Annotated in this window: 23 protein-coding genes; 4 read left to right on the top strand and 19 right to left on the bottom strand. The window is 73.4% G+C overall.

Annotated elements, in window-relative coordinates:
* The first annotated feature begins 26 nt into the window (after positions 1-26).
* Both AC54T2_RS06830 and AC54T2_RS06825 read left to right on the top strand, forming a co-directional pair.
* Positions 27-1,136 (top strand): glycosyltransferase family 2 protein, encoded by a 1,110-nt coding sequence (locus tag AC54T2_RS06830; RefSeq protein ID WP_186340101.1) that lies wholly within the window; start codon positions 27-29, stop codon positions 1,134-1,136.
* Positions 1,137-1,261: 125 nt separating this feature from the next.
* Positions 1,262-1,873, top strand: coding sequence for a hypothetical protein (locus tag AC54T2_RS06825; RefSeq protein ID WP_489975666.1), 612 nt, complete (start codon positions 1,262-1,264; stop codon positions 1,871-1,873).
* Positions 1,874-1,897: 24 nt separating this feature from the next.
* On the opposite strand, the gene AC54T2_RS06820 is transcribed toward AC54T2_RS06825, so the two are convergent.
* The 3 genes from AC54T2_RS06820 to AC54T2_RS06810 all read right to left on the bottom strand — a co-directional run bounded on the left by AC54T2_RS06820 (position 1,898) and on the right by AC54T2_RS06810 (position 4,367).
* Positions 1,898-2,845 (bottom strand): glycine betaine ABC transporter substrate-binding protein, encoded by a 948-nt coding sequence (locus AC54T2_RS06820; RefSeq protein ID WP_496665833.1) that lies wholly within the window; start codon positions 2,843-2,845, stop codon positions 1,898-1,900.
* Positions 2,846-2,910: 65 nt separating this feature from the next.
* Entirely contained in the window at positions 2,911-3,690 is a 780-nt protein-coding gene (locus AC54T2_RS06815; RefSeq protein ID WP_489975665.1) for an ABC transporter permease subunit, read from the bottom strand.
* Complete coding sequence (locus AC54T2_RS06810) at positions 3,669-4,367, bottom strand: ABC transporter permease (RefSeq protein WP_186340098.1); 699 nt, start codon at positions 4,365-4,367, stop codon at positions 3,669-3,671. The genes AC54T2_RS06815 and AC54T2_RS06810 overlap by 22 nt, the downstream gene beginning before the upstream one ends.
* Positions 4,368-4,370: 3 nt before the next feature.
* On the opposite strand from AC54T2_RS06810, the gene AC54T2_RS06805 reads away from it, so the two are divergent.
* The gene (locus AC54T2_RS06805; RefSeq protein WP_496665832.1) at positions 4,371-5,366 is read left to right on the top strand and encodes an ABC transporter ATP-binding protein; all 996 of its coding nucleotides are present in this window, start codon (positions 4,371-4,373) and stop codon (positions 5,364-5,366) included.
* Between the two features lie 7 nt (positions 5,367-5,373).
* On the opposite strand, the gene AC54T2_RS06800 is transcribed toward AC54T2_RS06805, so the two are convergent.
* The 12 genes from AC54T2_RS06800 to dacB form a co-directional block, all read right to left on the bottom strand.
* Positions 5,374-6,480, bottom strand: coding sequence for a GNAT family N-acetyltransferase (locus AC54T2_RS06800; RefSeq protein WP_489975662.1), 1,107 nt, complete (start codon positions 6,478-6,480; stop codon positions 5,374-5,376).
* A gap of 44 nt (positions 6,481-6,524) precedes the next feature.
* Positions 6,525-7,142, bottom strand: a complete 618-nt coding sequence (locus AC54T2_RS06795) for a hypothetical protein (RefSeq protein ID WP_222129349.1) — start codon at positions 7,140-7,142, stop codon at positions 6,525-6,527.
* A gap of 9 nt (positions 7,143-7,151) precedes the next feature.
* Entirely contained in the window at positions 7,152-7,667 is a 516-nt protein-coding gene (locus tag AC54T2_RS06790; protein WP_496665831.1) for a DUF3180 domain-containing protein, read from the bottom strand.
* Positions 7,668-7,728: 61 nt separating this feature from the next.
* The gene (gene folK / locus AC54T2_RS06785; protein ID WP_186340095.1) at positions 7,729-8,298 is read right to left on the bottom strand and encodes a 2-amino-4-hydroxy-6-hydroxymethyldihydropteridine diphosphokinase; all 570 of its coding nucleotides are present in this window, start codon (positions 8,296-8,298) and stop codon (positions 7,729-7,731) included.
* Entirely contained in the window at positions 8,291-8,665 is a 375-nt protein-coding gene (gene folB / locus AC54T2_RS06780; RefSeq protein WP_186340094.1) for a dihydroneopterin aldolase, read from the bottom strand. The genes folK and folB overlap by 8 nt, the downstream gene beginning before the upstream one ends.
* Complete coding sequence (gene folP / locus AC54T2_RS06775; protein ID WP_496666257.1) at positions 8,662-9,486, bottom strand: dihydropteroate synthase; 825 nt, start codon at positions 9,484-9,486, stop codon at positions 8,662-8,664. Before folP ends, folB begins: the two co-directional genes overlap by 4 nt.
* Before the next feature lie 38 nt (positions 9,487-9,524).
* Positions 9,525-10,145 carry a GTP cyclohydrolase I FolE gene (gene folE, locus AC54T2_RS06770; protein WP_186340093.1) on the bottom strand — a complete coding sequence of 207 codons (621 nt, stop codon included), beginning with the start codon at positions 10,143-10,145 and terminating at the stop codon, positions 9,525-9,527.
* Entirely contained in the window at positions 10,142-12,199 is a 2,058-nt protein-coding gene (ftsH, locus tag AC54T2_RS06765; protein WP_489975660.1) for an ATP-dependent zinc metalloprotease FtsH, read from the bottom strand. Before ftsH ends, folE begins: the two co-directional genes overlap by 4 nt.
* Before the next feature lie 102 nt (positions 12,200-12,301).
* The gene (gene hpt / locus AC54T2_RS06760) at positions 12,302-12,853 is read right to left on the bottom strand and encodes a hypoxanthine phosphoribosyltransferase (RefSeq protein WP_186340091.1); all 552 of its coding nucleotides are present in this window, start codon (positions 12,851-12,853) and stop codon (positions 12,302-12,304) included.
* A gap of 4 nt (positions 12,854-12,857) precedes the next feature.
* Positions 12,858-13,850, bottom strand: a complete 993-nt coding sequence (gene tilS, locus AC54T2_RS06755) for a tRNA lysidine(34) synthetase TilS (protein WP_496665830.1) — start codon at positions 13,848-13,850, stop codon at positions 12,858-12,860.
* A complete protein-coding gene (locus AC54T2_RS06750; protein ID WP_496665829.1) occupies positions 13,847-14,863 on the bottom strand; it encodes a zinc-dependent metalloprotease in 1,017 nt (338 codons plus the stop codon). Before AC54T2_RS06750 ends, tilS begins: the two co-directional genes overlap by 4 nt.
* A gap of 69 nt (positions 14,864-14,932) precedes the next feature.
* Complete coding sequence (gene dacB, locus AC54T2_RS06745; RefSeq protein ID WP_496665828.1) at positions 14,933-16,408, bottom strand: D-alanyl-D-alanine carboxypeptidase/D-alanyl-D-alanine endopeptidase; 1,476 nt, start codon at positions 16,406-16,408, stop codon at positions 14,933-14,935.
* 129 nt (positions 16,409-16,537) lie between these two features.
* Here dacB and AC54T2_RS06740 point away from each other — a divergent pair, with 129 nt between their 5' ends.
* Positions 16,538-17,074, top strand: a complete 537-nt coding sequence (locus tag AC54T2_RS06740) for an inorganic diphosphatase (RefSeq protein ID WP_496666256.1) — start codon at positions 16,538-16,540, stop codon at positions 17,072-17,074.
* Between the two features lie 3 nt (positions 17,075-17,077).
* On the opposite strand, the gene lon is transcribed toward AC54T2_RS06740, so the two are convergent.
* The 4 genes from lon to AC54T2_RS06720 all read right to left on the bottom strand — a co-directional run bounded on the left by lon (position 17,078) and on the right by AC54T2_RS06720 (position 21,808).
* Positions 17,078-19,438, bottom strand: coding sequence for an endopeptidase La (gene lon, locus AC54T2_RS06735; protein ID WP_496665827.1), 2,361 nt, complete (start codon positions 19,436-19,438; stop codon positions 17,078-17,080).
* Positions 19,439-19,504: 66 nt separating this feature from the next.
* A complete protein-coding gene (locus tag AC54T2_RS06730) occupies positions 19,505-20,368 on the bottom strand; it encodes an RNA polymerase sigma-70 factor (protein WP_496665826.1) in 864 nt (287 codons plus the stop codon).
* Positions 20,365-20,958 (bottom strand): carboxymuconolactone decarboxylase family protein, encoded by a 594-nt coding sequence (locus tag AC54T2_RS06725; RefSeq protein WP_496665825.1) that lies wholly within the window; start codon positions 20,956-20,958, stop codon positions 20,365-20,367. Before AC54T2_RS06725 ends, AC54T2_RS06730 begins: the two co-directional genes overlap by 4 nt.
* A 70-nt stretch (positions 20,959-21,028) precedes the next feature.
* Positions 21,029-21,808: a TetR/AcrR family transcriptional regulator gene (locus tag AC54T2_RS06720; RefSeq protein ID WP_496665824.1), complete on the bottom strand. Its 780-nt coding sequence runs from the start codon at positions 21,806-21,808 to the stop codon at positions 21,029-21,031.
* Between the last annotated feature and the right edge of the window lie 2 nt (positions 21,809-21,810).

The following is a 21,810-nucleotide window of genomic DNA, read 5'->3' as shown; positions in this document are numbered from 1 at the left end:
GGGGCGATGTCCTAGGGTCCGGCCGTATGAGGCTCTTCTCCCGCGCTCCCCTGCTCGGCGTGGTGGTCCCGGCGTGGGGCGTGGAGGACTACCTCGACGACTGCGTCCGCTCCCTGCTCGCCCAGACGCACACGCGCTGGGAGGCGGTGGTCGTCGACGACGGCGCGACCGACCGCACGGGCGAGATCGCCGACGAGTGGGCCCGCCGCGACCGGCGCATCACCGTCGTGCACTCGGCCAACGGCGGCCTGGGCGCCGCCCGCAACCTCGGCGTGCAGCACGTCCGCGGCGACTTCCTCGCCTTCCTCGACTCCGACGACGTGCTGCCGCCCACGGCGTACGCCGACCTGCTCGGCGCGCTCGCCGGGTCGGGCTCGGACTTCGCGACCGGCTCGATCGTGCGCTGGGAGGACGACGCCCTGGTCGAGCCGCCGTGGATGCGCCGGCTGCACCGGCCGCTGCGCGGCGCCCGGATCGAGGAGCGGCCCGAGATCCTCGGCGACGTCTTCGCCTGGAACAAGGTCTGGCGCCGCTCCTTCTGGGACGCAGCCGGCCTGTCGTGGCCCGAGGGCACGCGCTACGAGGACCAGCCGACCACCACCCGCTCGTTCCTCGACGGCAGCTTCGACGTGCTGGACGAGGTGGTCTACCGCTGGCGGATCCGCGAGGGGTCGATCACCCAGACGCGGGCGGCGTCGCTGCAGGACCTCGCCGACCGGTGGGAGACCAAGCGGATGTCGCTGGCCTCGGTGCGCGCCCACGGCTCGCCGGAGGTCGAGGCGGTCTTCGTCGACCGGGTGCTGGCCGGCGACCTGTGGCGCTACTTCCTGCTCGTGCCCGGGTGCACCCCGGAGTGGTGGCGGCTGCTGCGCTCCGGCGTGCTGGAGCTGTGGGGGCGCCGGTCGCTGGTGCACAGCGGCCTGCCGCCCGTGCACCGGCTGGCCGGCTGGCTCGTCGAGCAGGACCGCCGCGCCGACGTCACGGCCCTCATGGAGTGGGTCGCGCGGCTCGACGGCCCGGCCCCGCGCGTGCAGGACGTCGCGACGGGCGCGTGGCGGCTGTCGGTGCCGCACTCGGTGCTCGACGAGACCACCGTGCCGCCCGAGGCGCTCGCGCTGCGACCGCACGAGGTCTGAGCACCGGGGCGTCGGTCCACGCGTTCGACCGGGACGCTCACCTGCACATCGGCGCGGGCCCAGGCAGTCGCACAGCAGATCCGTGCGCCGCGCGGCCACCGCGCCCGGCGACTAGCCTGCACCGGATGCTCGACCATGACGAGGCGGTCCGCCTCTACGGCCCCTGGCGAGCCCGGTCCCCCCAGGACGCAGCCGAGCTGTTGGAGGGGTACACCGGCCGCTGGTGGATCGCGGGCGGGTGGGCCATCGAGGTGTTCACGGGCGTCCCGCGCCCCCACGGCGATCTGGACCCCAGCATCCCGCGCGCCGACGTCGCTGCGCTGAAGCGGCACCTGACGGGGCGACTGGACGTCTGGCAGGCGGCGAAGGGCGCGTTGCGACCGATGCTGACCCCGACCGATCCGTTGATGGAGTCCTGCGGGAACCTGTGGCTGCGCCCCGACGGCGCGTCGCCGTGGGAGTACGACGTCATCCTCATGGACGCGAGCTCGACGACGTGGACCTACAAGCGCGACGCCCGCATCACTCTCCCGTTCGACGACATCCTGTGGGTGCGTGACGGCATCTCGTACCTGAGGCCCGAGATCCAGCTGCTGCACAAGGCTCCGGGCCTGCGCGCCAAGGACCAGGCCGACTTCGATGCCTGCCGAGACCTGCTGGAGCCGGAGCGCCGCGCATGGCTGAGGAGCGCTCTGGCGATCGCGCACCCCGGCCATCCGTGGTTGAGCACCCTGTAGCCAGTCCTGCAACCCGCCGGAGGGTCAGATCAGGCCCTCGGACTCCAGGAACTCCTTGGCCACGTCGTCCGGCTGCTCGCGGTCGACCTGGACGCTGACCAGCAGCTCGCCGAGGGTGTCGTTGTCGAGCGCGGCCATCAGGTCGTCGAGCGCGCCCTCGACGTCGGGGTTGTCGGCCAGGAACTCCGTCGACACCGCCGGGACGAGGTTCTGCGCGGGCTGGATGCCCAAGTCGTCCTCGAGCAGCAGCAGGCCCTGCTCCTCCAAGGTGCCGTCGAGGGTGCTGGTCTGGCCGAGCTGCGCCTCCCCGTCGAGCACCGCCTGGAACGTCTCGGTGGAGGCGTAGCCCAGGGGCTCGAGGGTGATGTCGATGCCGTAGGTGTCGACGAGGCCCTTCTCGCAGTCGGTGCGGCCCTTGCAGTCGGGGGCGGCGGCCAGGGTCACCGCCTCGCCCTCGAGGTCGGAGAGCTTGGTGACGCCCTGGTCGTCGGAGAACTCCTGGCTGGCGAAGTAGCCGTTGGCCGAGAACGCCTCCGACGGCTCGAGCAGCGTGATGCCCTTGTCCTCGAGCAGCGTGGCACCCGCGTCGATCGTCTCCTGCGCGTCGCTCGTCGACAGCGGCTTGGCGTCGGGGCCGTTGGCGTCGGTGTTGAGCTGGTCGACGATGCCGGCGACGTACTCCGGGGCGATCTGGACGGAGTCGGGCATCTCGTTGAGGTAGACCGGGCGGGTGTCGACCAGGCGGGTCTCGACGTCGTAGCCCTGCGACTCCAGGACCTGCTGGTACATCGCGGTCACGAGCGCTGCCTCGTCGAAGCTCTGGCTGCCGATCACGACGGACGTGCCCTCGCCCCCGCCTGAGGCCGAGGTCGGCTCGTCGTCCTCCGCGGCGAGGTCGTCGCCGGCGCACCCGGCGAGGACAGCGGTCAGGGCAAGAGCGGTCACCGCCAGCAGCGGACGTCGTGCGTGCATGTCGTTCTACCTTCTGTGTCCCGTGGCCGAGAGCCACGCGTGTCCGGCCGTGCGAGCGGGTCGGCTCAGCTCCCGGTGGGAGCCTCTGTCACCGTAGTCGAGGCCACCGACGGGGCGTCATCACGATTGGGTGACGAGGCGCGCGACATCGGGTCGGCGGCACGCTGGACGCCGGCCGCGGCGAGCTCGAGCAGGAGGGCGACGAGCGCGACCACCACCGCGCCCGCCATGCCCTGGGCGTAGTCGTTGCGCGCGAACCCCTCGGTGATGATGCGTCCCAGCCCGGGGCCGGCGACCAGCGCCGCGATCGTGGCCGTGGCCCACACCTGGACGAGTGCGAGCCGCACGCCGGAGGCCACCACCGGCAGCGCCAGCGGCAGCTCGACGCGCCAGAAGCGCTGCAGGCGCGACATGCCCATGCCGTCGGCCGCCTCCTGCACGTCGGAGGGCACCTCGCGCATCCCGACGTAGCCGTTGGTGATGAGGGGCGGGAGGGCGAAGAGCACGAGCGCGATGAGGGTGGCGAGCCCGGCCCGGCCGTAGGGGCCGAAGTCGGCGGAGCCGGGCCAGTCGGCGGCGACCAGGAGGGCGAGGAGCGCGAACGTCGGCACGGCGCGCCCCACGTTGGAGATGTTGACGGCGAGGAAGCCGCCCTTGCCGAGGTGGCCGAGCCACAGGGCGAGGGGCAGGCCGAGCAGCATGGCGGCGACGAGGGCCGTGGCGGTGAGCAGCAGCTGCTCGAGCAGGCGGGCGACGAGGCCGCCCGAGCCGGTCCAGCTCGCGGGGTCGAGGAGGTAGTGCCAGGTGTCGGCGAAGAGCTCCATCAGCGGGCCCCCGCCGTCCACGGCGTCAGCACGCGCTGCACCACGACGAGCACCGCGTCGAGCACGACGGCCAGCACGACGCACAGCACCGCGGCGGTCAACAGCTCGGCGCGGAAGTCGCGCTGCACGCCGTGGGAGATCAGGTCGCCGAGCCCGCCGTAGGACACCAGCGTGCCGACCGTGGTGAGCGCGACCGTCGACACGGCCGCCACCCGCAGGCCGGCCATCACCACCGGCAGGGCGAGGGGCATCTCGATGCGGGTGAGCATCCGCGCCCGCCCGTAGCCCAGTCCCGTGGCCGCCTCCCGCACGTCGTCGGGCACCGAGCGCAGCCCGTCCAGGAGGGCCCGGACCAAGATGGTGAGCGCGTAGAGCCCGAGCCCGATCACGACCGTGGCCGCCGAGAGCCCGGTGAACGGCACCAGCAGCGGCAGCAGCGCGAGCGAGGGCACGGTGTAGACGCCGGTGCTGACGCCCAGCACCAGCGACTCCAGGCGGGGCAGCCGCCGGGCGAGCAGCGCCAGCGGCACGGCGATGGCGATGCCGAGGGCGAGCGCGGCGAGGGTGATGGCGACGTGCTCGACCAGCGCGTCGGTGATCTGGGCGTGACGGTCCTCGACGTACTGCCAGCAGAACCACTCGTTGACGAAGCGGCTGTAACAGCTCGGCCCCGAGTCGGCCGCGGCCAGTATGGTCACCGCATGGACGCTACACGGGGCGGCGAGTCGATGATCCGGCTCGAAGGCGTGGGCAAGACCTACCCCGACGGCACCGTGGCCGTCCACGAGCTCGACCTCGACGTGGCCCGCGGCGAGATGGTCTGCCTGGTCGGGCCGTCGGGCTGCGGAAAGTCCACGACGCTCAAGATGATCAACCGGCTGATCGAGCCCACCACCGGCCGCATCTGGCTCGACGGCCGCGACGTCACCGACGCCGACCCCGTCCAGCTGCGCCGCGGCATCGGCTACGTCATCCAGCAGATCGGCCTGTTCCCCCACCAGCGCATCGAGCAGAACGTGATGACGGTGCCGCTGCTCTACGGCGAGACCAGGGCGACCGCCCGCGAGCGCGCCCACGAGCTCCTCGCCACCGTCGGCCTCGACCCCGAGCAGTACGCCCGCCGCTACCCCCACGAGCTGTCCGGCGGCCAGCGCCAGCGCGTCGGCGTCGCCCGCGCGCTCGCCGCCGACCCGCCCGTGCTGCTGATGGACGAGCCGTTCGGCGCCGTCGACCCCGTGGTGCGCGGCCGCCTGCAGGACGAGTTCCGGCGGCTCCAGGCCGAGCTGGGCAAGACGGTCGTGCTGGTGACCCACGACATCGACGAGGCGATCCGGATGGGCGACCGGGTGGCCGTCTTCGCCGCGGGCGGCCGGCTCGCCCAGTACGCCACCCCCGGCGAGCTGCTCGCCCACCCGGCCGACGAGCAGGTGGCCGACTTCGTGGGCGCCGGCGGCATCCGCACCCTCACCGTGACCCGGCTGACCGTCGAGCACCTCGAGCCGATCCACGGGGTCGCGACCGGCGACCTCGGCTCGGCCATCGACCTCGACTCCTCGCTCGAGGAGGCGCTCGCCGCGATGCTGCGCGACGACAAGCCGATGATCGGCGTGCGGCGCGACGCGACGTTCGTCGGCGTGCTCACCCCGGCCGGGGTGCACCGGGCGCTGCGCCAGTCGCTGCGCCGGCCGTCGAGCTGACCGGCGCTCAGCCGGTCGTCGAGGTCGTCACGCTCCGGTGCCACGACTCCGTGACGTAGGACGTGGCCCAGCCCATCGACGTGTAGAGGCCGTCGGCGCCGGTGGGCGAGTCGGCGTCGACCTCCAGGCCGACGCGGTCGCGGCCGCGTGAGGCGGCGTCGGCGATGATCGTGCGGAGCAGGCCGGTGGCCACGCCGCGCCCGCGCGCGGACTCGAGCACGCCGAGGTAGGCGACGTAGGACCCGTCGGGGCCGGTGTCGGACTCGCTCACCGAGCCCACCAGGGCGCCGGCGGCCTCGGTGCCGCCCGCCTCGTCGGTGATCTCGGCCAGCCACCAGTGGTCCCAGCGGTGGCCGGGGTCCTCGCGGAGGCGGTGGATGAACTCGTCGAAGGTCTCCTCCGTCGAGTTGAAGTGGTCGGTGAAGGCCCCTTCCAGCACGTCGTGCACCGCGCGCAGGTCGGCCTCGTCGGGCATGCCGCCGGAGTCCGGGCCGCCCTGGCGCTCGACCAGGCGGAAGACCACGCCCTTGCGCTCCCAGCGTGCCGGGTCGGGCACCAGCTCGGCCTCGGCCGGCTCCACCGGGCGGCTCATCTGCCACCAGGTGCGGACGCGCTCGAACCCGGCCGCGGCGAGCCAGGCGTGCTGGCGCTCGTCGTCGGCGAAGGCGCCCGTGTCGATCTGCTGCTCCGGCACGCCGCGGGCCGCCCCGACCGCCTCCGCCTGGGTCTGCGCCCACGCGAACAGCACGTCGCTGCAGCGCGCGGCGACGCGCTCGTCGAGGTCGCGGGCGACGATGTGCACGAAGAGCATCCGCCCCGACGCGCGGTCGTGGACGCTCCCCCAGGCCTGGATCCGGCCGTCGGGGTCGCGCAGCACGACGTTCTCGCGCATCGCCAGGCCGCGGTCGGAGACCTCGACCCGCACGGCGTCCTCGCCGGAGCTCGCCCACCCGCGGCCGGCGCGCTCGTGCTCACGCAGCAGCTCGACGAGCCGCTCGATCGTGGCCGGGTCGTCGCCGTCGGGAGTCTCGGCCTGCCAGCCCGCCGCGAGCCCGGGGTCGTCGGGCAGCGCGTCGGCGGGGTCGCTCTCGAACCGGTTGTCCTCGGGGATCACGAGGACCCATTCTTCCGTACGCCGCCGCGGCGGCGTCGGCTGCCTCAGGCGCTGCGGTGGTCGCGGCGCGCCGCGGCCGCGCGGAGCACGTCGAGCTCGGCGCGGAGCACGTCGATCTCGGCCTCGAGCTCGGCCACGAGCACGATCGCCTCGGCAGCCCGGCCCTCGGCGTCGTCGCGACCGCGCTCGGCGTCGTCGCGGCCACGCTCGGCGGCGTCGGCGCGACGGGCCTCCTGGCCGCGCTTGAGCGTCTGCTCGGCGGCGTTCTTCTGCGCGCTCGACAGGGCGCGCTCGAGGACGTCGATCGCCTCCTCGCGCTCGTCGATCTTGCGCCGCATGTCGGCGGCGAAGGCGACGGACTCCGCTGTGCGCCGCTCGGTGAGCTCGCGGTACTGCTGGGCCTGCACGGCGCTGTCGCGGGCGGCGTCGCGGCGGGCCTGCATCAGCTCGGTGTGGGTGATCCGGGTGGCGGCCGCGCCGGCGAGCACGGCCACGACCGCAGCCACAGCGGTCAGGGTCGCCGAGGAGGACGCGAGCGCGCCGACCACGAGGACCGCGCCGACGACGAGGAGGGCGACGGCCACGACCAGGCGTGTGCTGCGCTGACGACGGCGAGCAGGCGTCCGCGACACCTGGGACTGCTGGGGCTGCTGGGAAGGCATGGCGCCACCCTAGGGCTGTGACCGGCCGCCGTCTGCGCGACACGCACGCTCGAGGGCGAGCGAGGCCACACTCACGCCGGCCGCCCCGGCCGCAGCGACCAGTGCGCGCAGCATCCAGCCTTGGGCGTACTGCGACTCGTCGCCCAGCCAGCCGACCGTGTAGCCGACGTAGCCGGCGGCGACGAGCGTGCCGGCGAGCGCGCACGCCCGGGCCAGCACGAGCCGGTTGACGGCCTGCTGCGGCTCGAGCCGCTCACCGCGCACGTGCACCGTCTGCCACGTGTGCCAGGCCAGGAACGCCATGATCGCGGCGACCATGACGAGCACCAGGGCCTGCGCCCACGACACCAGCGGCGGCCGCCCGGTCAGCGCCTCGACCAGCGGGTGCATGCCCCACCCGAGCGCCAGGCCCACGACGGCGCACACCGTCAGGGCGCCCGCGGAGGTGGGGCGCAGCGTCCCGCGCGGCTCCGGCGGATCCCCGTCGGGGCCGTCGGGACCGTCGGGACCCTCGGGGCCGGTCACTCGTGGCCCCTGCGGCGTCGTGCGGGGGAGCGCAGCGGAGGAGCAGGACGCCGTGGGGTGATCACTCGACCTCGAGCGTGAGGTCCTCGCGCCTCTTCACGCCCGAGGAGTCGGAGGCGTCGAGCAGGTCGGCGATCGGGCCCCGGCCGGGGAAGACCGCGTCGGGCTCGAGGTCGTACCACGGCTGCAGCACGAACGCCCGCTCGTGGGCACGCGGGTGCGGCAGCCGGAGGAAGTCCTCGTTGGAGCGGCGGTCGCCGACAACGATGAGGTCGACGTCGAGGGTGCGCGCAGCGTTGGGGACGTCGCCGCGCTCGCGGCCGAACGCGTCCTCGATCGCCAGCGCCCGCTCCATCAGCCGCGCGGCCGGGAGCGTCGTGTCGGCGAGCAGGACGGCGTTGAGGAACGGACGCGACCCCTCGGGGGCGTCGACCGGCTCGGTCTCGTAGACCGGCGAGACGCCCGTGACGAAGAAGTCGGGGGTGTCGGCGAGGGCGTTGACCGCCCCCTGGAGGGAGGCCAGGCGCTCTCCGAGGTTGGAGCCCAGCGCAACCACCACGCGACGGATCGGGTGCATCTCGCCGGTGAGGGCGTCGGTGTCCACGATGTGGGGGTTGGGGGTCTCAGTCATGAGCGTTGCCTCGCGTTCTGGTGATCGTCAGCGCGACGTCCGAGTACGTCGCGTCGATGGGGGCATCAGGTTTGTGCAGCGTGACTCGCGCCCATTCAACACGAGAGTCCGTCAGGCACACATCGGCGATGCGTTGGCCGACGGTTTCTATCAGGTCGACCGGGTCGCGCTCGACGGCAGCCTTGACGTCGGCGGTCAGCGACCCGTAGTCCACGGTGTCGGCGAGGTCGTCGGAGGCCGCCGCCGGGCGGGTGTCGATGCCCAGCACGAGGTCGACGACGAAGACCTGGCCCTCGCGCCTCTCGAAGTCGAAGACGCCGTGGTGGGCGAAGCACTCGATGCCCCGGACCGACAGCTCATCCGTCATGTGCGACCTCCGTGTGCGACCTCATCGTGCGACCTCATCGCCTCGACCACCGCGAGCGCGTCGCGGGTGGCTCGTACGTCGTGCACGCGCAGGCACTCGACCCCACGCACGGCCAGCAGGGCCACCAGCGCGGCGTGGGCGTGCTCGCGCTCGTCGACCGGCCGCGGTCGGCCGTCCTGGGCCAGCAGCGAGCCGAGGAACGACTTGCGGCTGGCGCCGACCAGCAGCGGGCAGCCGAGCTCGTGCAGGCGCTCGAGCGCGGCCAGCAGGTCCCAGTTGTGGTGCGGCTCCTTGGCGAAGCCGAGGCCGGGGTCGAGCAGCACGCGCGAGCGGGGGATGCCGGCGGCCTCGACGGCCTCGAGCCGCTCGGCGAGCTCGCGGCGCACCGACGCCACCACCCCGTCGGGCGCGTAGTCGGTGAAGTCGCGCATCCGGTCGGAGTGGGCGCGCCAGTGCATCGCGACGTAGGAGGCGTCGCTCGCGGCGACGACGTCGAGGATCCGCGGGTCGGCCAGGCCGCCGGACACGTCGTTGACGATCCGCGCGCCGGCGTCGAGGGCGGCCTGGGCCACCTCGGCGCGCATCGTGTCGACCGAGAGCAGGGCACCGGCGTCCGCGAGCTCGCGGATCACGGGCACGACGCGGTCGAGCTCCTCGGCGACCAGCGGCCGGGTGGCGCCGGGGCGGGTCGACTCCCCGCCGATGTCGAGCAGGTCGGCCCCCTGCGCGAGCAGGAGCCGGCCGTGGTCGACCGCGGCCTCGGTGGTCGCCCACCGGCCGCCGTCGGAGAACGAGTCGGGCGTGACGTTGACGATCCCCATCACCCGGGGGACCCGGGCCGTGGGCGGTGCGCCCTGGCTCACCTGGCCCCGGAGTGGATGAGCGCCATCGCCTCGGCGCGGGTGGCCTGGTGGGTGAGGAACGCGCCCCGGACCGCGGAGGTGATGGTGCGTGCGCCGGCCTTCTTGACCCCGCGCATCGTCATGCACAGGTGCTCGGCCTCGATCACCACGATCACGCCGCGGGCCTCGAGGATCTGCATCAGCGAGTCGGCGATCTGGGTGGTCAACCGCTCCTGCACCTGCGGGCGCTTGGCGTAGACGTCGACGAGCCGGGCGAGCTTGGACAGGCCGGTGATCTTGCCCGTCTCGGCCGGGATGTAGCCGACGTGGGCGACCCCGGTGAACGGCACGAGGTGGTGCTCGCACATCGACCACAGCTCGATGTCGCGGACCAGCACCATCTCCTCGTGGCCGAGGTCGAAGGTGGTGGTCAGCACGTCGCCGGCGGTCTGCCGCAGGCCCTGCGTCAGCTCGGCGTAGGCACGCGCCACCCGCGCGGGGGTCTCGCGCAGCCCCTCGCGCCCGGGGTCCTCGCCGATGGCGTGCAGCAGCTCGCGCACGGCCGCCTCGGCGCGCGCGTGGTCGAACTCGGGGACCTCCCCCGGCGCGCGCTCCGGCACGGAGATCGGGTCGGTCACGGCGCGTCCGGGCGCGGCGGCGTGGGGGTGTCGGGGTGGATCTCGGGGATGCCGTGGACGTCACCGCCGGCGCCGGGAGGCGTGAGGATCGCGCCGCCGTCGTCCTCGGGGGCGGCCGTGTCGGCGTGGACGCGGTCGCGGATCGCCTGCGGGATGTCGACCGGAGGGATCGACGACGGCACCCGCTCGGGCGACCCGGTCCAGGCGGGCCGGTTGGGCCGCTTGGTGAGCGCCTCGAAGATCTCGGCGATCTCGGCCTTGTCGAGCGTCTCCTTGTCGAGCAGCGCGAGCACCAGGGAGTCGAGCACGTCGCGGTTGGTCTCGAGGATCTCGAACGCCTCCTGGTGGGCGTGGTTGAGCAGGGTCTTGACCTCCTCGTCGACCGCGGCGGCCGTCTCCTCGGAGTAGTTGCGCGTGTGGCCCATGTCGCGGCCCAGGAACGGCTCGGAGTTGTTGTCGCCCAGCTTGACCGCGCCGAGGCGCTCGGTCATGCCGTACTGGGTCACCATCGCGCGCGCCAGGTTGGTGGCCTTCTCGATGTCGTTGCCGGCACCGGAGGTCACGTCGTGGAAGATCAGCGCCTCCGCGGCCATGCCGCCGAGCATGTAGGCCAGCGAGTCGAGCATCTCGCTGCGCGTCTGGGAGTACTTGTCGCGGTCGGGCAGCACCATCGTGTAGCCCAGCGCGCGACCGCGCGGCAGGATCGTCACCTTGTGCACCGGGTCGGTGCCGGGGAGCGCGGCGGCGACGAGCGCGTGGCCGCCCTCGTGGTAGGCGGTGATGAGCTTCTCGCGCTCGCTCATCAGGCGCGTACGGCGCTGCGGCCCGGCGATCACGCGATCGATCGCCTCGTCGAGCGCCTCGTCGGTGATCATCTTGGCGTTGCTGCGCGCGGTGAGCAGCGCGGCCTCGTTGAGCACGTTGGCCAGGTCGGCACCGGTGAAGCCGGGCGTGCGGCGCGCGACGCTCAGCAGGTCGATGTCCTGCGCGATCGGCTTGCCGCGCGAGTGGACCTTGAGGATCTGGTGACGGCCGTTGAGGTCGGGGGCGTCGACCTGGATCTGCCGGTCGAAGCGGCCCGGGCGCAGCAGCGCGGGGTCGAGCACGTCGGGACGGTTGGTCGCCGCGATGAGGATGACCCCGCCGCGCACGTCGAAGCCGTCCATCTCCACCAGCAGCTGGTTGAGGGTCTGCTCCCGCTCGTCGTGCCCACCGCCCATGCCGGCACCGCGGTGGCGGCCGACGGCGTCGATCTCGTCGATGAAGACGATGGCGGGCGGGTTCTCCTTGGCCTGCTCGAACAGGTCGCGCACCCGGCTCGCGCCGACGCCGACGAACATCTCGACGAAGTCGGAGCCCGAGATCGAGTAGAACGGGACGCCCGCCTCGCCCGCGACGGCACGGGCGAGCAGGGTCTTGCCGGTGCCGGGCGGGCCGTAGAGCAGCACGCCCTTGGGGATCTTGGCGCCGACGGCCTGGAACTTGGCCGGGTCGGTGAGGAACTCCTTGATCTCGCCGAGCTCCTCGATCGCCTCCTCGCAGCCGGCGACGTCGCCGAAGGTCGTCTTGGGCATGTCCTTGGTGATGAGCTTGGCCTTGGACTTGGCGAACTGCATGACGCCGCGGCCGCCGCCGCCCTGGGCCTGGTTCATCAAGAAGATGAACAGCAAGATGATCAGCGCGAACGGCAGGAGGGTGGCCAGCAGCGAGCCGAGGAAGCTCGGCTGGGGGACGGTCGAGTTGTACTTCTCGATCGTGCCGGCGGCCTTCTGCTCCTGGACGGCCGAGAGGAGCTCCTCCTGCTGGCCGTCGATGTACTGCGCGACGACCTTGTCGCCGTCCTCGCGGGTGCCCTTGTCGAGGGTGGCCTGGATCTCGAAGTCGGCGCCGTTGAACTCGATCTCCTCGACCTTGCCGTCGTCGATGTAGGAGGCGAGGGTCGAGGTGTCGACCTCGTCGTAGCCGTCGCTGGGGGCGAGGAACTGGATCGCCAGGAGCACCGCGAAGGCGGACAGGACGATCCACACCCAGGGACCCTTGAATATGCGCTTCACAGGCAACTTTCAGCTGTTCGGAGGTGGAGGCGGGACGCTACACGCCGCCCGGGACCCCAGTGTCTCAGGCGAGGTGAAGCGGGGCGAGGAGTTCGGGCCCGTTCAGGAGTAGACGTGGGGTGCGAGGGTGCCGATGTCGCGGAGGTTGCGGTAGCGCTCGCGGTAGTCGAGGCCGTAGCCGACGACGAACTCGTTGGGGATGTCCCAGCCGACGTACTTGGGCTCCACGGGCATCGAGAGCGCCTCGGGCTTGCGCAGCAGCGTGGCGATCTCCACGCTCGCGGGGTTGCGGCTCGAGAGGTTGTTGACCAGCCAGCTCAGCGTCAGCCCGGTGTCGATGATCTCGTCGACGATCAGCACGTCGCGTCCGCTGATGTCGGTGTCGAGGTCCTTGAGGATCCGCACCACGCCGCTCGACTTGGTGCCCGAGCCGTAGGAGCTCACCGCCATCCAGTCCATCTCCAGGTGCCGCGGCATCGCCCGGGACAGGTCGGCCATCACCATCACCGCGCCCCGCAGGACGCCCACCATCAGCAGCTCGCGCCCCTCGTAGTCCTCGGTGATCTGGACGGCCATCTCGGCCAGCCGCTGCTGGATCTGCTCCTCGGTGAAGAGGATGTTGACCAGGTCGTGCTCCACGTGGGACGAGTCCATGGCGTCAGCCTAGGGCCACGGCCTCGAGGACCAGCAGCCCGTCGCGCCGCAGCGCACGGACGTGGCCCGGCAGGTCGATCCACTTCTGCCCGCGCCAGTCCACGAGCAGCCGGTCGACGGCGAGGACGTGCTCGCGGGCGAGCTCCGAGGGCGGGCAGCCGGCGTCGAGGGCGGCGCGGTGGACGACGCGGTGGCGGAGCGCGGGCGGCTCGGCGCCCAGGGCCGCGACGTCGAGGCCGCCGTCGCGGCACGCACGGGCCAGGGACTCCTCGGCGAGGCGGTCGAGGAGAGCGGTGTCCTCGCGGAGCTGGTCGGCGGTGCGGGCGAGCGTCTCGGCGATGCCCGGCCCGAGCTCGTCCTCGAGCACCGGCAGCACCCGCCGGCGCACCCGGACCCGGGTGTAGCCGGGGTCGTCGTTGTGGGGGTCGTCCCACACCTCGATCCCCTCGACCTGGCAGGCGGTGACGGTGTCGGCCCGGCGTACGCCGAGCAGCGGGCGCGCGAACACCCCGAAGGCGGGCCGCATCCCCTGCAGCGAGCGCCCGCCGGAGCCGCGGGCCAGGCCGAGCAGCACCGTCTCGGCCTGGTCGTCGAGGGTGTGGCCGAGCAGCACCAGGCTGGCGCCGAGGTGCTCGGCGACCTGCTCCAGCACGGCGTACCTCGCCTCGCGGGCGGCGGCCTCCGGCCCGAGCCCGGACGCGGGGTCGACGGTGACCCGGGCGGTGAGGGTCTCGTCGACCCCCATCGCGGCGAGCTGCGCGACGACCCGGTCGGCCTGGGCCGCCGAGCCCGGCTGCAGGCCGTGGTCGACGGTCACCCCGACGACGCGCGCGCCCGAGCGGCGGGCCTCGAACACCGTGGCCGAGGCGAGCGCGAGCGAGTCGGCTCCCCCGCTGCACGCGACCGCCACGGTCGCCGGGGCACCGAGAGGCCCGAGGCGGGCGAGGGTGGCGCGGACCGGCAGCCGGACCGCGGCGACCGAGGGGTGCAGCGTCACAGCACGCGGGCGATCCAGGCGTCCGGGTCGGTGATCTCGGCCTTGGACGGCAGGGTCTGGGGGCCGCTCCACACGGCGTTGAAGTCGTCCATGCCGACCTTGTCGACGACGTGGCGCACGAAGACCGCGCCGTCGCGGTACTGGGCCATCTTGGCGTCGAGGCCGAGCAGCCGGCGCAGCAGCCTGTCCATCGAGCCGGCGCCCTTGCGGCGCTGGTTGAACTTGCGGCGGATCTCGGCGACCGACGGGATCACGGTGGGACCGACGCCGTCCATGACCACGTCGGCGTGGCCCTCGAGCAGCGACATGACGCCGGTGACCCGGTCAAGGATCTCCTTCTGCTGGGGCGAGGAGACGAGGTCGAGGACGCTGCCGTCGCCGCTGCGGATCGCCTCGGCGCCGCGGCGCAGCCCGTCGAGCAGCGCGCTCGGCTCGATGGTGTCGGCGACGGCGTGCATCTGGGTCATCAGGTGCTCGCCGAGCCACGGGTTGGCGGTGAACTGGACGCGGTGGGTCTCCTCGTGCAGGCACACCCAGAGCCGGAAGTCGGTCGGGTCGGCGCCGAGCTCGCGCTCGACGTGGACGATGTTGGGTGCCACCAGCAGCAGCCGGCCGTGGGGGTCGTGGAACGGGTCGAACTGGCCCAGCACCTTGCTGCTCAGGAAGCCGAGCATCAGCCCCACCTCGGCGCCGGTCACCCGGGTGCCGACCGAGGCGGTGAACGCCGACGGCGGCCCCTTCTTCTCGACCAGCTTGTCGACGACCGGGCTGAGCAGCTTGGCGAAGCCGTCGGCGTTGGCGCGCAGCCAGCCCGTGCGGTCCACGACGAGGACCGGGGCGGTGCCGGACGTGGCGTGCAGCCCGGTGAAGTCGCGCACGAGCGGGGTGGAGCGGGTCGCGCCCTCGCGCAGCTCGACGACGGCCGCGGCGGCCTCGTCGGGCGACACGTCCGGTCCGGGCCCGGCGACCCGGGATCCCACGGTGACGGCGAAGTCCCAGTCGACGAGGTTCATACCGCGACCCTAGCCGGGCCCCGGTATCCGGCCTGCCGTCCGAGCCGGGGCGACGACGGGCGGACGACCTCAGCCGGCGGGGGTGGAGCAGCGGCAGGCGGCCAGGGCGGCGGCGGCCCGGTCGAGGGCCTCCTGGGCGTCGTAGCGCTCCTCGGGCGGGGACCTGTCGGCCCCGAAGACGAACGCCAGCGGCTGCCCGTCGCGGTCCACGGCGATGCCGGCCAGGGCGTGCACGCCGGTGAGGGTCCCGGTCTTGGCGCGCACCACGCCGAGGCCCGCCTCGGGGCCCTCGGCGAAGCGGTAGGTGAGCGAGCCGGTGAAGCCCGCGACCGGCATGCCGGTGACCAGGCTGCGCATCGCCTCGCCGCCGGGGCCGGCGGCGTGCTGGATGAGGTCGATCAACGTGGCGGTCGAGACCCGGTTGCGGCGCGAGAGGCCGGAGCCGTCGTGCACCTGCGCCCCGGTGACGTCGATCCCGACACCGCGGAGGGTCTCCACGACCCCGGCCGCGCCCGCCTCGAACGACCCGACCCCCGTGGTGGCGAGTCCGACGTGGTGGGCCACGACCTCGGACCCCTCGTTGTCGCTGACGTCGAGGATCCGCTCGGCGACCTGCGACAGGGGGGCGCTCTCGACGGCGGCCAGCTCCTCGGCGCCGGGCGGCGCGACGACGCGCCGCGGCTCGCCGCCCACCCGGAGACCGGCGGCGCGGAGCCCGTCGGCGAACGCCCTGGCCGCGGCCAGCGATGGGTCGTCGTGACGGCCGTCGCCGTCGGTCTCGCGGCCGCTGTCGACCATGAGCGCGGTGATCGGGCTGACGATGTCGTCGGGGACGTAGTCGCGGCGCCAGGCGGGGTTGTCCGTCGGCCCGGTGAACAGGCTGTCGTCGAAGCGCACCCGCACCCGTCCGCGACCGCCGAGCGCGTCGGCGACCTGCAGGGCGAGCGTCGTGACGTCCGCCCGCGTGGGATAGGTCGACTCGGCCTCGGCCAGCGTGAGCGACGTGCTGGCCAGCAGCGGGTCTCCCCCGCCGACCAGGACCACGTCGCGCGGACCGGTGCCGCGTACGACGCGGGTGGTGAAGGTGTGGTCGGGGCCGAGCGCCTCGAGGGCGGCCCCCAGGGTGAGCAGCTTGGTGGTCGAGGCGGGCAGGTAGCGCCCGTCGCCGGTGGTCCACTCCGGCGAGCCGGGGGCCAGGGGTGCGACCGCGCCGACGACGTGGCGGCCCAGGTCGGGGTCGGCGAGCTCGTCGGCCACGGCGGCGGCGACCTTGCCGGGGAGGATCGCGCCCCCCGGGTCGAGGGCGACCGCGCCGGCGCCCGGCGGCGCCCAGTCGGGCAGGTCGAGGCCGGCGGGCGGCAGCACCTGCTCGGGCTCGGTCAGCGGGTCGGCGGCGAGCCAGGGCAGGTAGCGCTGGCCCCACTCGAACCGGTAGGCGCCCAGGCCGGCCGCGAGCAGGGCGAGGACCAGCAGCGTGGGCAGCCAGTGCCGGAGGGACGGGCGGCGGCGGGACGGGCCGGCCGAGTGGCGTAGGTCACGTCGCACTCTTTTCGGCCCCTCTCGCTTCGCGCATCGGCCCCATTGTGCGCGACACTGCCCCAGAACCCATGCGTCGGGCCGGGCCCGAGTCACGCGAGGGCCCGAGACGTGCCGAGGAGTGTGGAGGAAGACGTGCTGACGTTCGACGTGGTGGTGGAGATCCCCAAGGGTGAGCGCAACAAGTACGAGGTCGACCACGAGTCGGGGCGCATCCGCCTCGACCGCATGCTCTTCACCTCGACGGCCTACCCGGCCGACTACGGCTTCATCGAGCACACCCTCGGCCAGGACGGCGACCCCCTCGACGCACTCGTGATCCTGCAGCAGCCGACCTTCCCGGGCTGCGTCATCGAGTGCCGCGCGATCGGCATGTTCCGGATGACCGACGAGGCCGGCGGCGACGACAAGGTGCTGTGCGTGCCCAGCCACGACCCGCGCCTGGAGCACCTGCGCGACATCAACCACGTCTCCAAGTACGACCGCCTCGAGATCCAGCACTTCTTCGAGGTCTACAAGGACCTCGAGCCCGGCAAGTCCGTCGAGGGGGCCGACTGGGTCGGCCGCACCGAGGCCGAGGCCGAGGTGCACGCGTCGTTCGAGCGCTTCAAGACCGAGGGCCACGGCAACGACCTCGACAACCTGGCCGACGACAGCCTGGGCGAGAACGCCTGAGCCTCAGGCAGCGCTCGCCCCGCTGACCGCCTCCCTCGGCTCGAGGGCCTCGGCCAGGATGTCGGTGACCCGGCCGACGGGGCGCACGTCGAGCTCGGCGAGCAGCTCGGCCGGCACGTCGTCGAGGTCCGGGCGGTTGCGCTCGGGGACGAACACCGTCGCCAGCCCGGCGCGCTGGGCGGCGAGCAGCTTCTGCTTGACGCCGCCGATCGGCAGCACCCGCCCCGAGAGCGTCACCTCGCCGGTCATGCCGACGTCCGAGCGGACCGGCCGGCCGGTGAGCAGGGAGACGAGGGCGGTCACCATCGTCACGCCGGCCGACGGCCCGTCCTTGGGGATCGCGCCTGCCGGGAAGTGGACGTGGATCGAGCGCTCCAGCGCGGCCGGGTCGATGCCCAGCTCCCCCGCGTGGGCGCGTACCCACGACAGCGCGATGGACGCCGACTCCTTCATCACCTCGCCCAGCTGGCCGGTGACCGTGAGCCCCGCCTGCCCCTCGGCCACGGACGTCTCGACGTAGAGCACGTCGCCGCCCAGGCCGGTGACCGCGAGGCCGGTGGCGACGCCGGGCACGTCGGTGCGCTCGTGGCTGTCGGGCGTGAAGCGCGGGCGCCCGACGAGGTCCTTCAGGGCCGCCTCGTCGACGTCGATCCGCTCGACCTCACCGGTGGCGAGCCGGGTGGCGACCTTGCGGAACGCCTTGGCCAGCAGCCGCTCGAGCTGGCGTACGCCGGCCTCACGGGTGTAGTTGGCGGCGAGCTCGCCGAGCGCGCCCGCGGAGACGGTGACCTCGTCGGGGCGCAGCGCGGCCCGCTCGAGCTGGCGCGGCACCAGGAAGTCTCGCGCGATCGCGACCTTGTCGTCCTCGGTGTAGCCGTCGATGGTGACCAGCTCCATCCGGTCGAGCAGGGCCGAGGGGATCTGCTCCACCACGTTGGCGGTGGCGATGAAGAGCACGTCGGACAGGTCGAGGTCGAGGTCGAGGTAGTGGTCGCGGAACGTGTGGTTCTGCGCCGGGTCGAGCACCTCGAGCAGCGCCGCGGCCGGGTCGCCGCGGTAGTCGGCACCGACCTTGTCGACCTCGTCGAGCAGCACGACCGGGTTCATCGACCCGGCCTCCTTGACCGCCCGGACGATCCGGCCGGGCAGGGCGCCGACGTAGGTGCGGCGGTGGCCGCGGATCTCGGCCTCGTCGCGCACGCCGCCGAGGGCGACGCGCACGAAGCGCCGGCCCAGGGCATGCGCGACCGACTCGCCGAGGGAGGTCTTGCCGACCCCGGGCGGACCGGCGAGCAGCACGACGGCGCCGGAGCCGCGGCCACCCACGACCTGCAGGCCGCGCTCGGCCCGACGCGCGCGCACCGCGAGGTACTCGGTGATGCGGTCCTTGACCTCGTCGAGTCCGTGGTGGTCGGCGTCGAGCACCGCGCGGGCGGCGGCGACGTCGTGGGAGTCCTCGGTGCGCACGTTCCACGGCAGCTCCAGCACCGTGTCGAGCCAGGTGCGGATCCAGCCGGCCTCGGGGGCCTGCTCGCTCGAGCGCTCCAGCTTGTCGACCTCGCGCAGCGCGGCCTCACGGACCGCCTCGGGCAGCTCGGCCGCCTCGACCCGGGCGCGGTAGTCGTCCGAGCCGTCGGGCTCGCCCTCGCCGAGCTCCTTGCGGATCGCAGCGAGCTGCTGGCGCAGCAGGAACTCGCGCTGGTTCCTCTCCAGGCCCTCGCGGACGTCCTGGCTGATCTTGTCGTTGACCTCGTCCTCGGTGTCGTAGGCCCGGGTCCACTCGACGAGCAGGCGCAGCCGCTCGCCCACGTCGGGCGTCTCCAGCACCTGGCGCTTCTGGTCCTCGGAGAGGTAGGGCGCGTAGCCGGAGGTGTCGGCGAGCGCATCGGGGTCGGCGAGGCGGCGCACGGTCTCGATCACCTGCCACGCCTCGCGGCGCTCCAGGATCGAGACGACGAGCGTGCGGTAGTCCTCGGCGAGCGCGAGGACGTCGTCGGTGACAGTGCTGGCGGGGACCTCCTCGGCCTCCACCCACAGCGCGGCGCCGGGTCCGGTGACCCCGGCCCCGATGGCGACGCGGTCCTCGGCGCGGAGCACCGCGGCGGGCCGGCCACCGGCGAACCGGCCGACCCGGTCGACCACGGCGACGACGCCGTGGGTGGCGTAGCGGTCCTCGAGCCGCGGGGCGACGAGCACCCGGGTCGGCTCGCTGTCGGGGTCGGAGTCGTGGGCGAGGCGGGCGGCGTCTATCGCCGCGCTGGCCTGGTCGTCGAGCTCGATGGGCACGACCATGCCGGGAAGCACGACCGTGTCGCGGAGGAACACCACCGGGAGGGCGGCGGGGAGCGAGAGCTTCTGGGTCATGTCCGGTCCAACGCGCGCCTCGACCTCCTCGATACCCCGTGGGGTTTCGCCCACCGCGAACGCGGCTCACCGTCGCAGCGGCACCTCCTCGACGACCCGACCGAGCTTGTCGGGGTTGCGGACGAGGAACAGCTGCGTCACCACGCCGTACTCCACCAGCATCGTGCCGACGCCGTCGCGGTGGCCCGCCACCACGAACTGGATCGCCGGCGAGCCGTTGAGCCACACCGGCTCGAGCTCGAGCGCCTCGGGGGCGACGGCGGTCAGGAAGCGGAAGACCTTGTCGCGCCCGTGGATCGGCTTGAGCGCGGCCTGCACCCGGCCGCCGCCGTCGGTCATCAGCACCACGTCGGGGGCCAGGACGTCCATCAGGCCCTGCAGGTCGCCGGTCTCGGTGGCGGCGCGGAACCGCTCGATCACCGCGTCGCGCTCGGCGGCGCTGACCGAGGCCCGCGGCCGCCGCTCGGCGACGTGGGCGCGGGCCCGGGCCGCGATCTGGCGCACGGCCGGCTCCGACTTCTCGACGGCCTCGGCGATCTCGGCGTAGGGCACCGCGAAGACCTCGCGCAGCACGAAGACGGCCCGCTCCGTGGGCGGGAGGGTCTCCAGGACGAGCAGCATCGCGGTCGACACGCTGTCGGCGAGCTCGACGTCCTGGGCCACGTCGGGCGCAGTCAGCACCGGCTCGGGGAGCCACGGGCCGACGTAGTCCTCGCGGCGCCGGGCCAGGGTGCGCAGCCGGTTGAGCGCGAGCCGGGTGGTCATCCGCACGAGGTAGGCCCGCGGGTCGCGCACCTCGTCGGCGGGCACGCCGGACCACCGCAGCCAGACCTCCTGCACCACGTCCTCGGCGTCGGCGGCCGAGCCGAGCATCTCGTAGGCGACGGTGAAGAGCAGGCTGCGGTGGGTGACGTAGGGGTCGACGCTCACCCGAGGATCGTCCCAGCCGTCCCGGAGGGCACGGCGAGCGGCAGCTCGCAGACGTCGCTGTAGCCCTGGGAGGCCAGCCCCATGGCGGCGTTGAAGCGCGAGCGCTGGTTCTCCACCGCGACCACCATCGTGAGCTCGACGACGGCGGCGTGGCCGAGGCGCCCGTCCAGGCTCGCCACCATCTCGTCGGTGACCTCCGGCGGCGACGCGGTCATCGCCTCGGCGTACGCCATCACGTCGCGCTCGAGGTCGGTGAAGACCTCCGACTCCCGCCAGCGCGGCACCTCGCGCACCTTCGCCTCGTCGAGCCCGTTGGTGTGCGCCAGGAAGTAGCCGAAGTCGAGGCACCACGAGCAGCCGATCGCACCGGCGCTCGCCATCTCGGCGTAGGTCTTGAGGTGCGGGTCGAGCGCCTTCCACGTCGCGACCTTGCGCTCGAACCCGAAGACCGCCTTGGCGACCGGCTTGTCGTGCCACAGGACGTAGGCGTTGTCGGGGACCTGGCCCCACATCCGCCGCGCGACGCGGGTCAGGAGTGCGCCGTAGGCACCGTCGAGCGTGGCCTTCGGGATCCGGAACTGGCTGGGCATGGTCATCTCCTCTGCATCGGGTGTCGATGACATGGAGACACCGGCCGGGCCAGGCCTGTGACAGCACCGCTCAGCCGGTGTCGACCCACCCGTCGCCGCGCTCGTCGTGGAGGCGCTCCAGCCCGTCGAGCAGCCGCTCGAAGCCGAAGGCGAAGTCGTCCTCCACCTCGGCGTCCCCGCCGCCGTCGACGTCGGGCGACCCGCCGACGTAGCCTCCTCCGGCCAGGAGTGGCGCGAGGTGCGGGAACCGCTCGGCCGTGATCGCCCGGCCCAGCTGGTCGAACGCCTCGGGCCCGAAGTCCAGCCGCCCGGCGGCGGCGAGGTCGCGCTCGATGCCCACGAACGACGCCGCATAGGTGCTCAGGGACAAGATGACCGCGATGCGCTCCTGGCCGGTGAGCCGCAGGGACGCCATCACCCCGAGGCCCGCGTCGACGACCATGACCGAGGCCGGCATCATCACCGCGAGCTCGCTGCGCGGCACCTCGAGCAGCCACGGGTGGAGCCGGTAGCTCGCCCGGAGGTGGTCGGCCCACTGACGCAGGCCGGTCCTCCACTCCGGGTCCAGCGGGCCGGGCGGGGGCACGGCCGACTCGGAGCCCTGCATGAGCAGCAGCAGCTCGTCCTTCGTCGCGACATAGCGGTAGAGCGACATGGTGGTGAAGCCCAGCGACTCGGCCACCGCCTTCATGGTGACGGCGCCGAGACCGTGCCGGTCGGCAAGCTCGATCGCCGCCTGCACGATCCGCTCGTGGTCGAGCCCTCGCGCCGGTCCTCGCTGCGGCGCGGCGTGCAGGCCCCACGCGATCGCCAGGACCCGCGGCAGTCCGCTCTCATCCGTCGCCGTCATGC

The sequence above is a fragment of the Nocardioides sp. Z35_8 genome (assembly GCF_059621125.1).
This window is presented reverse-complemented; position numbering and strand designations above follow the sequence as displayed.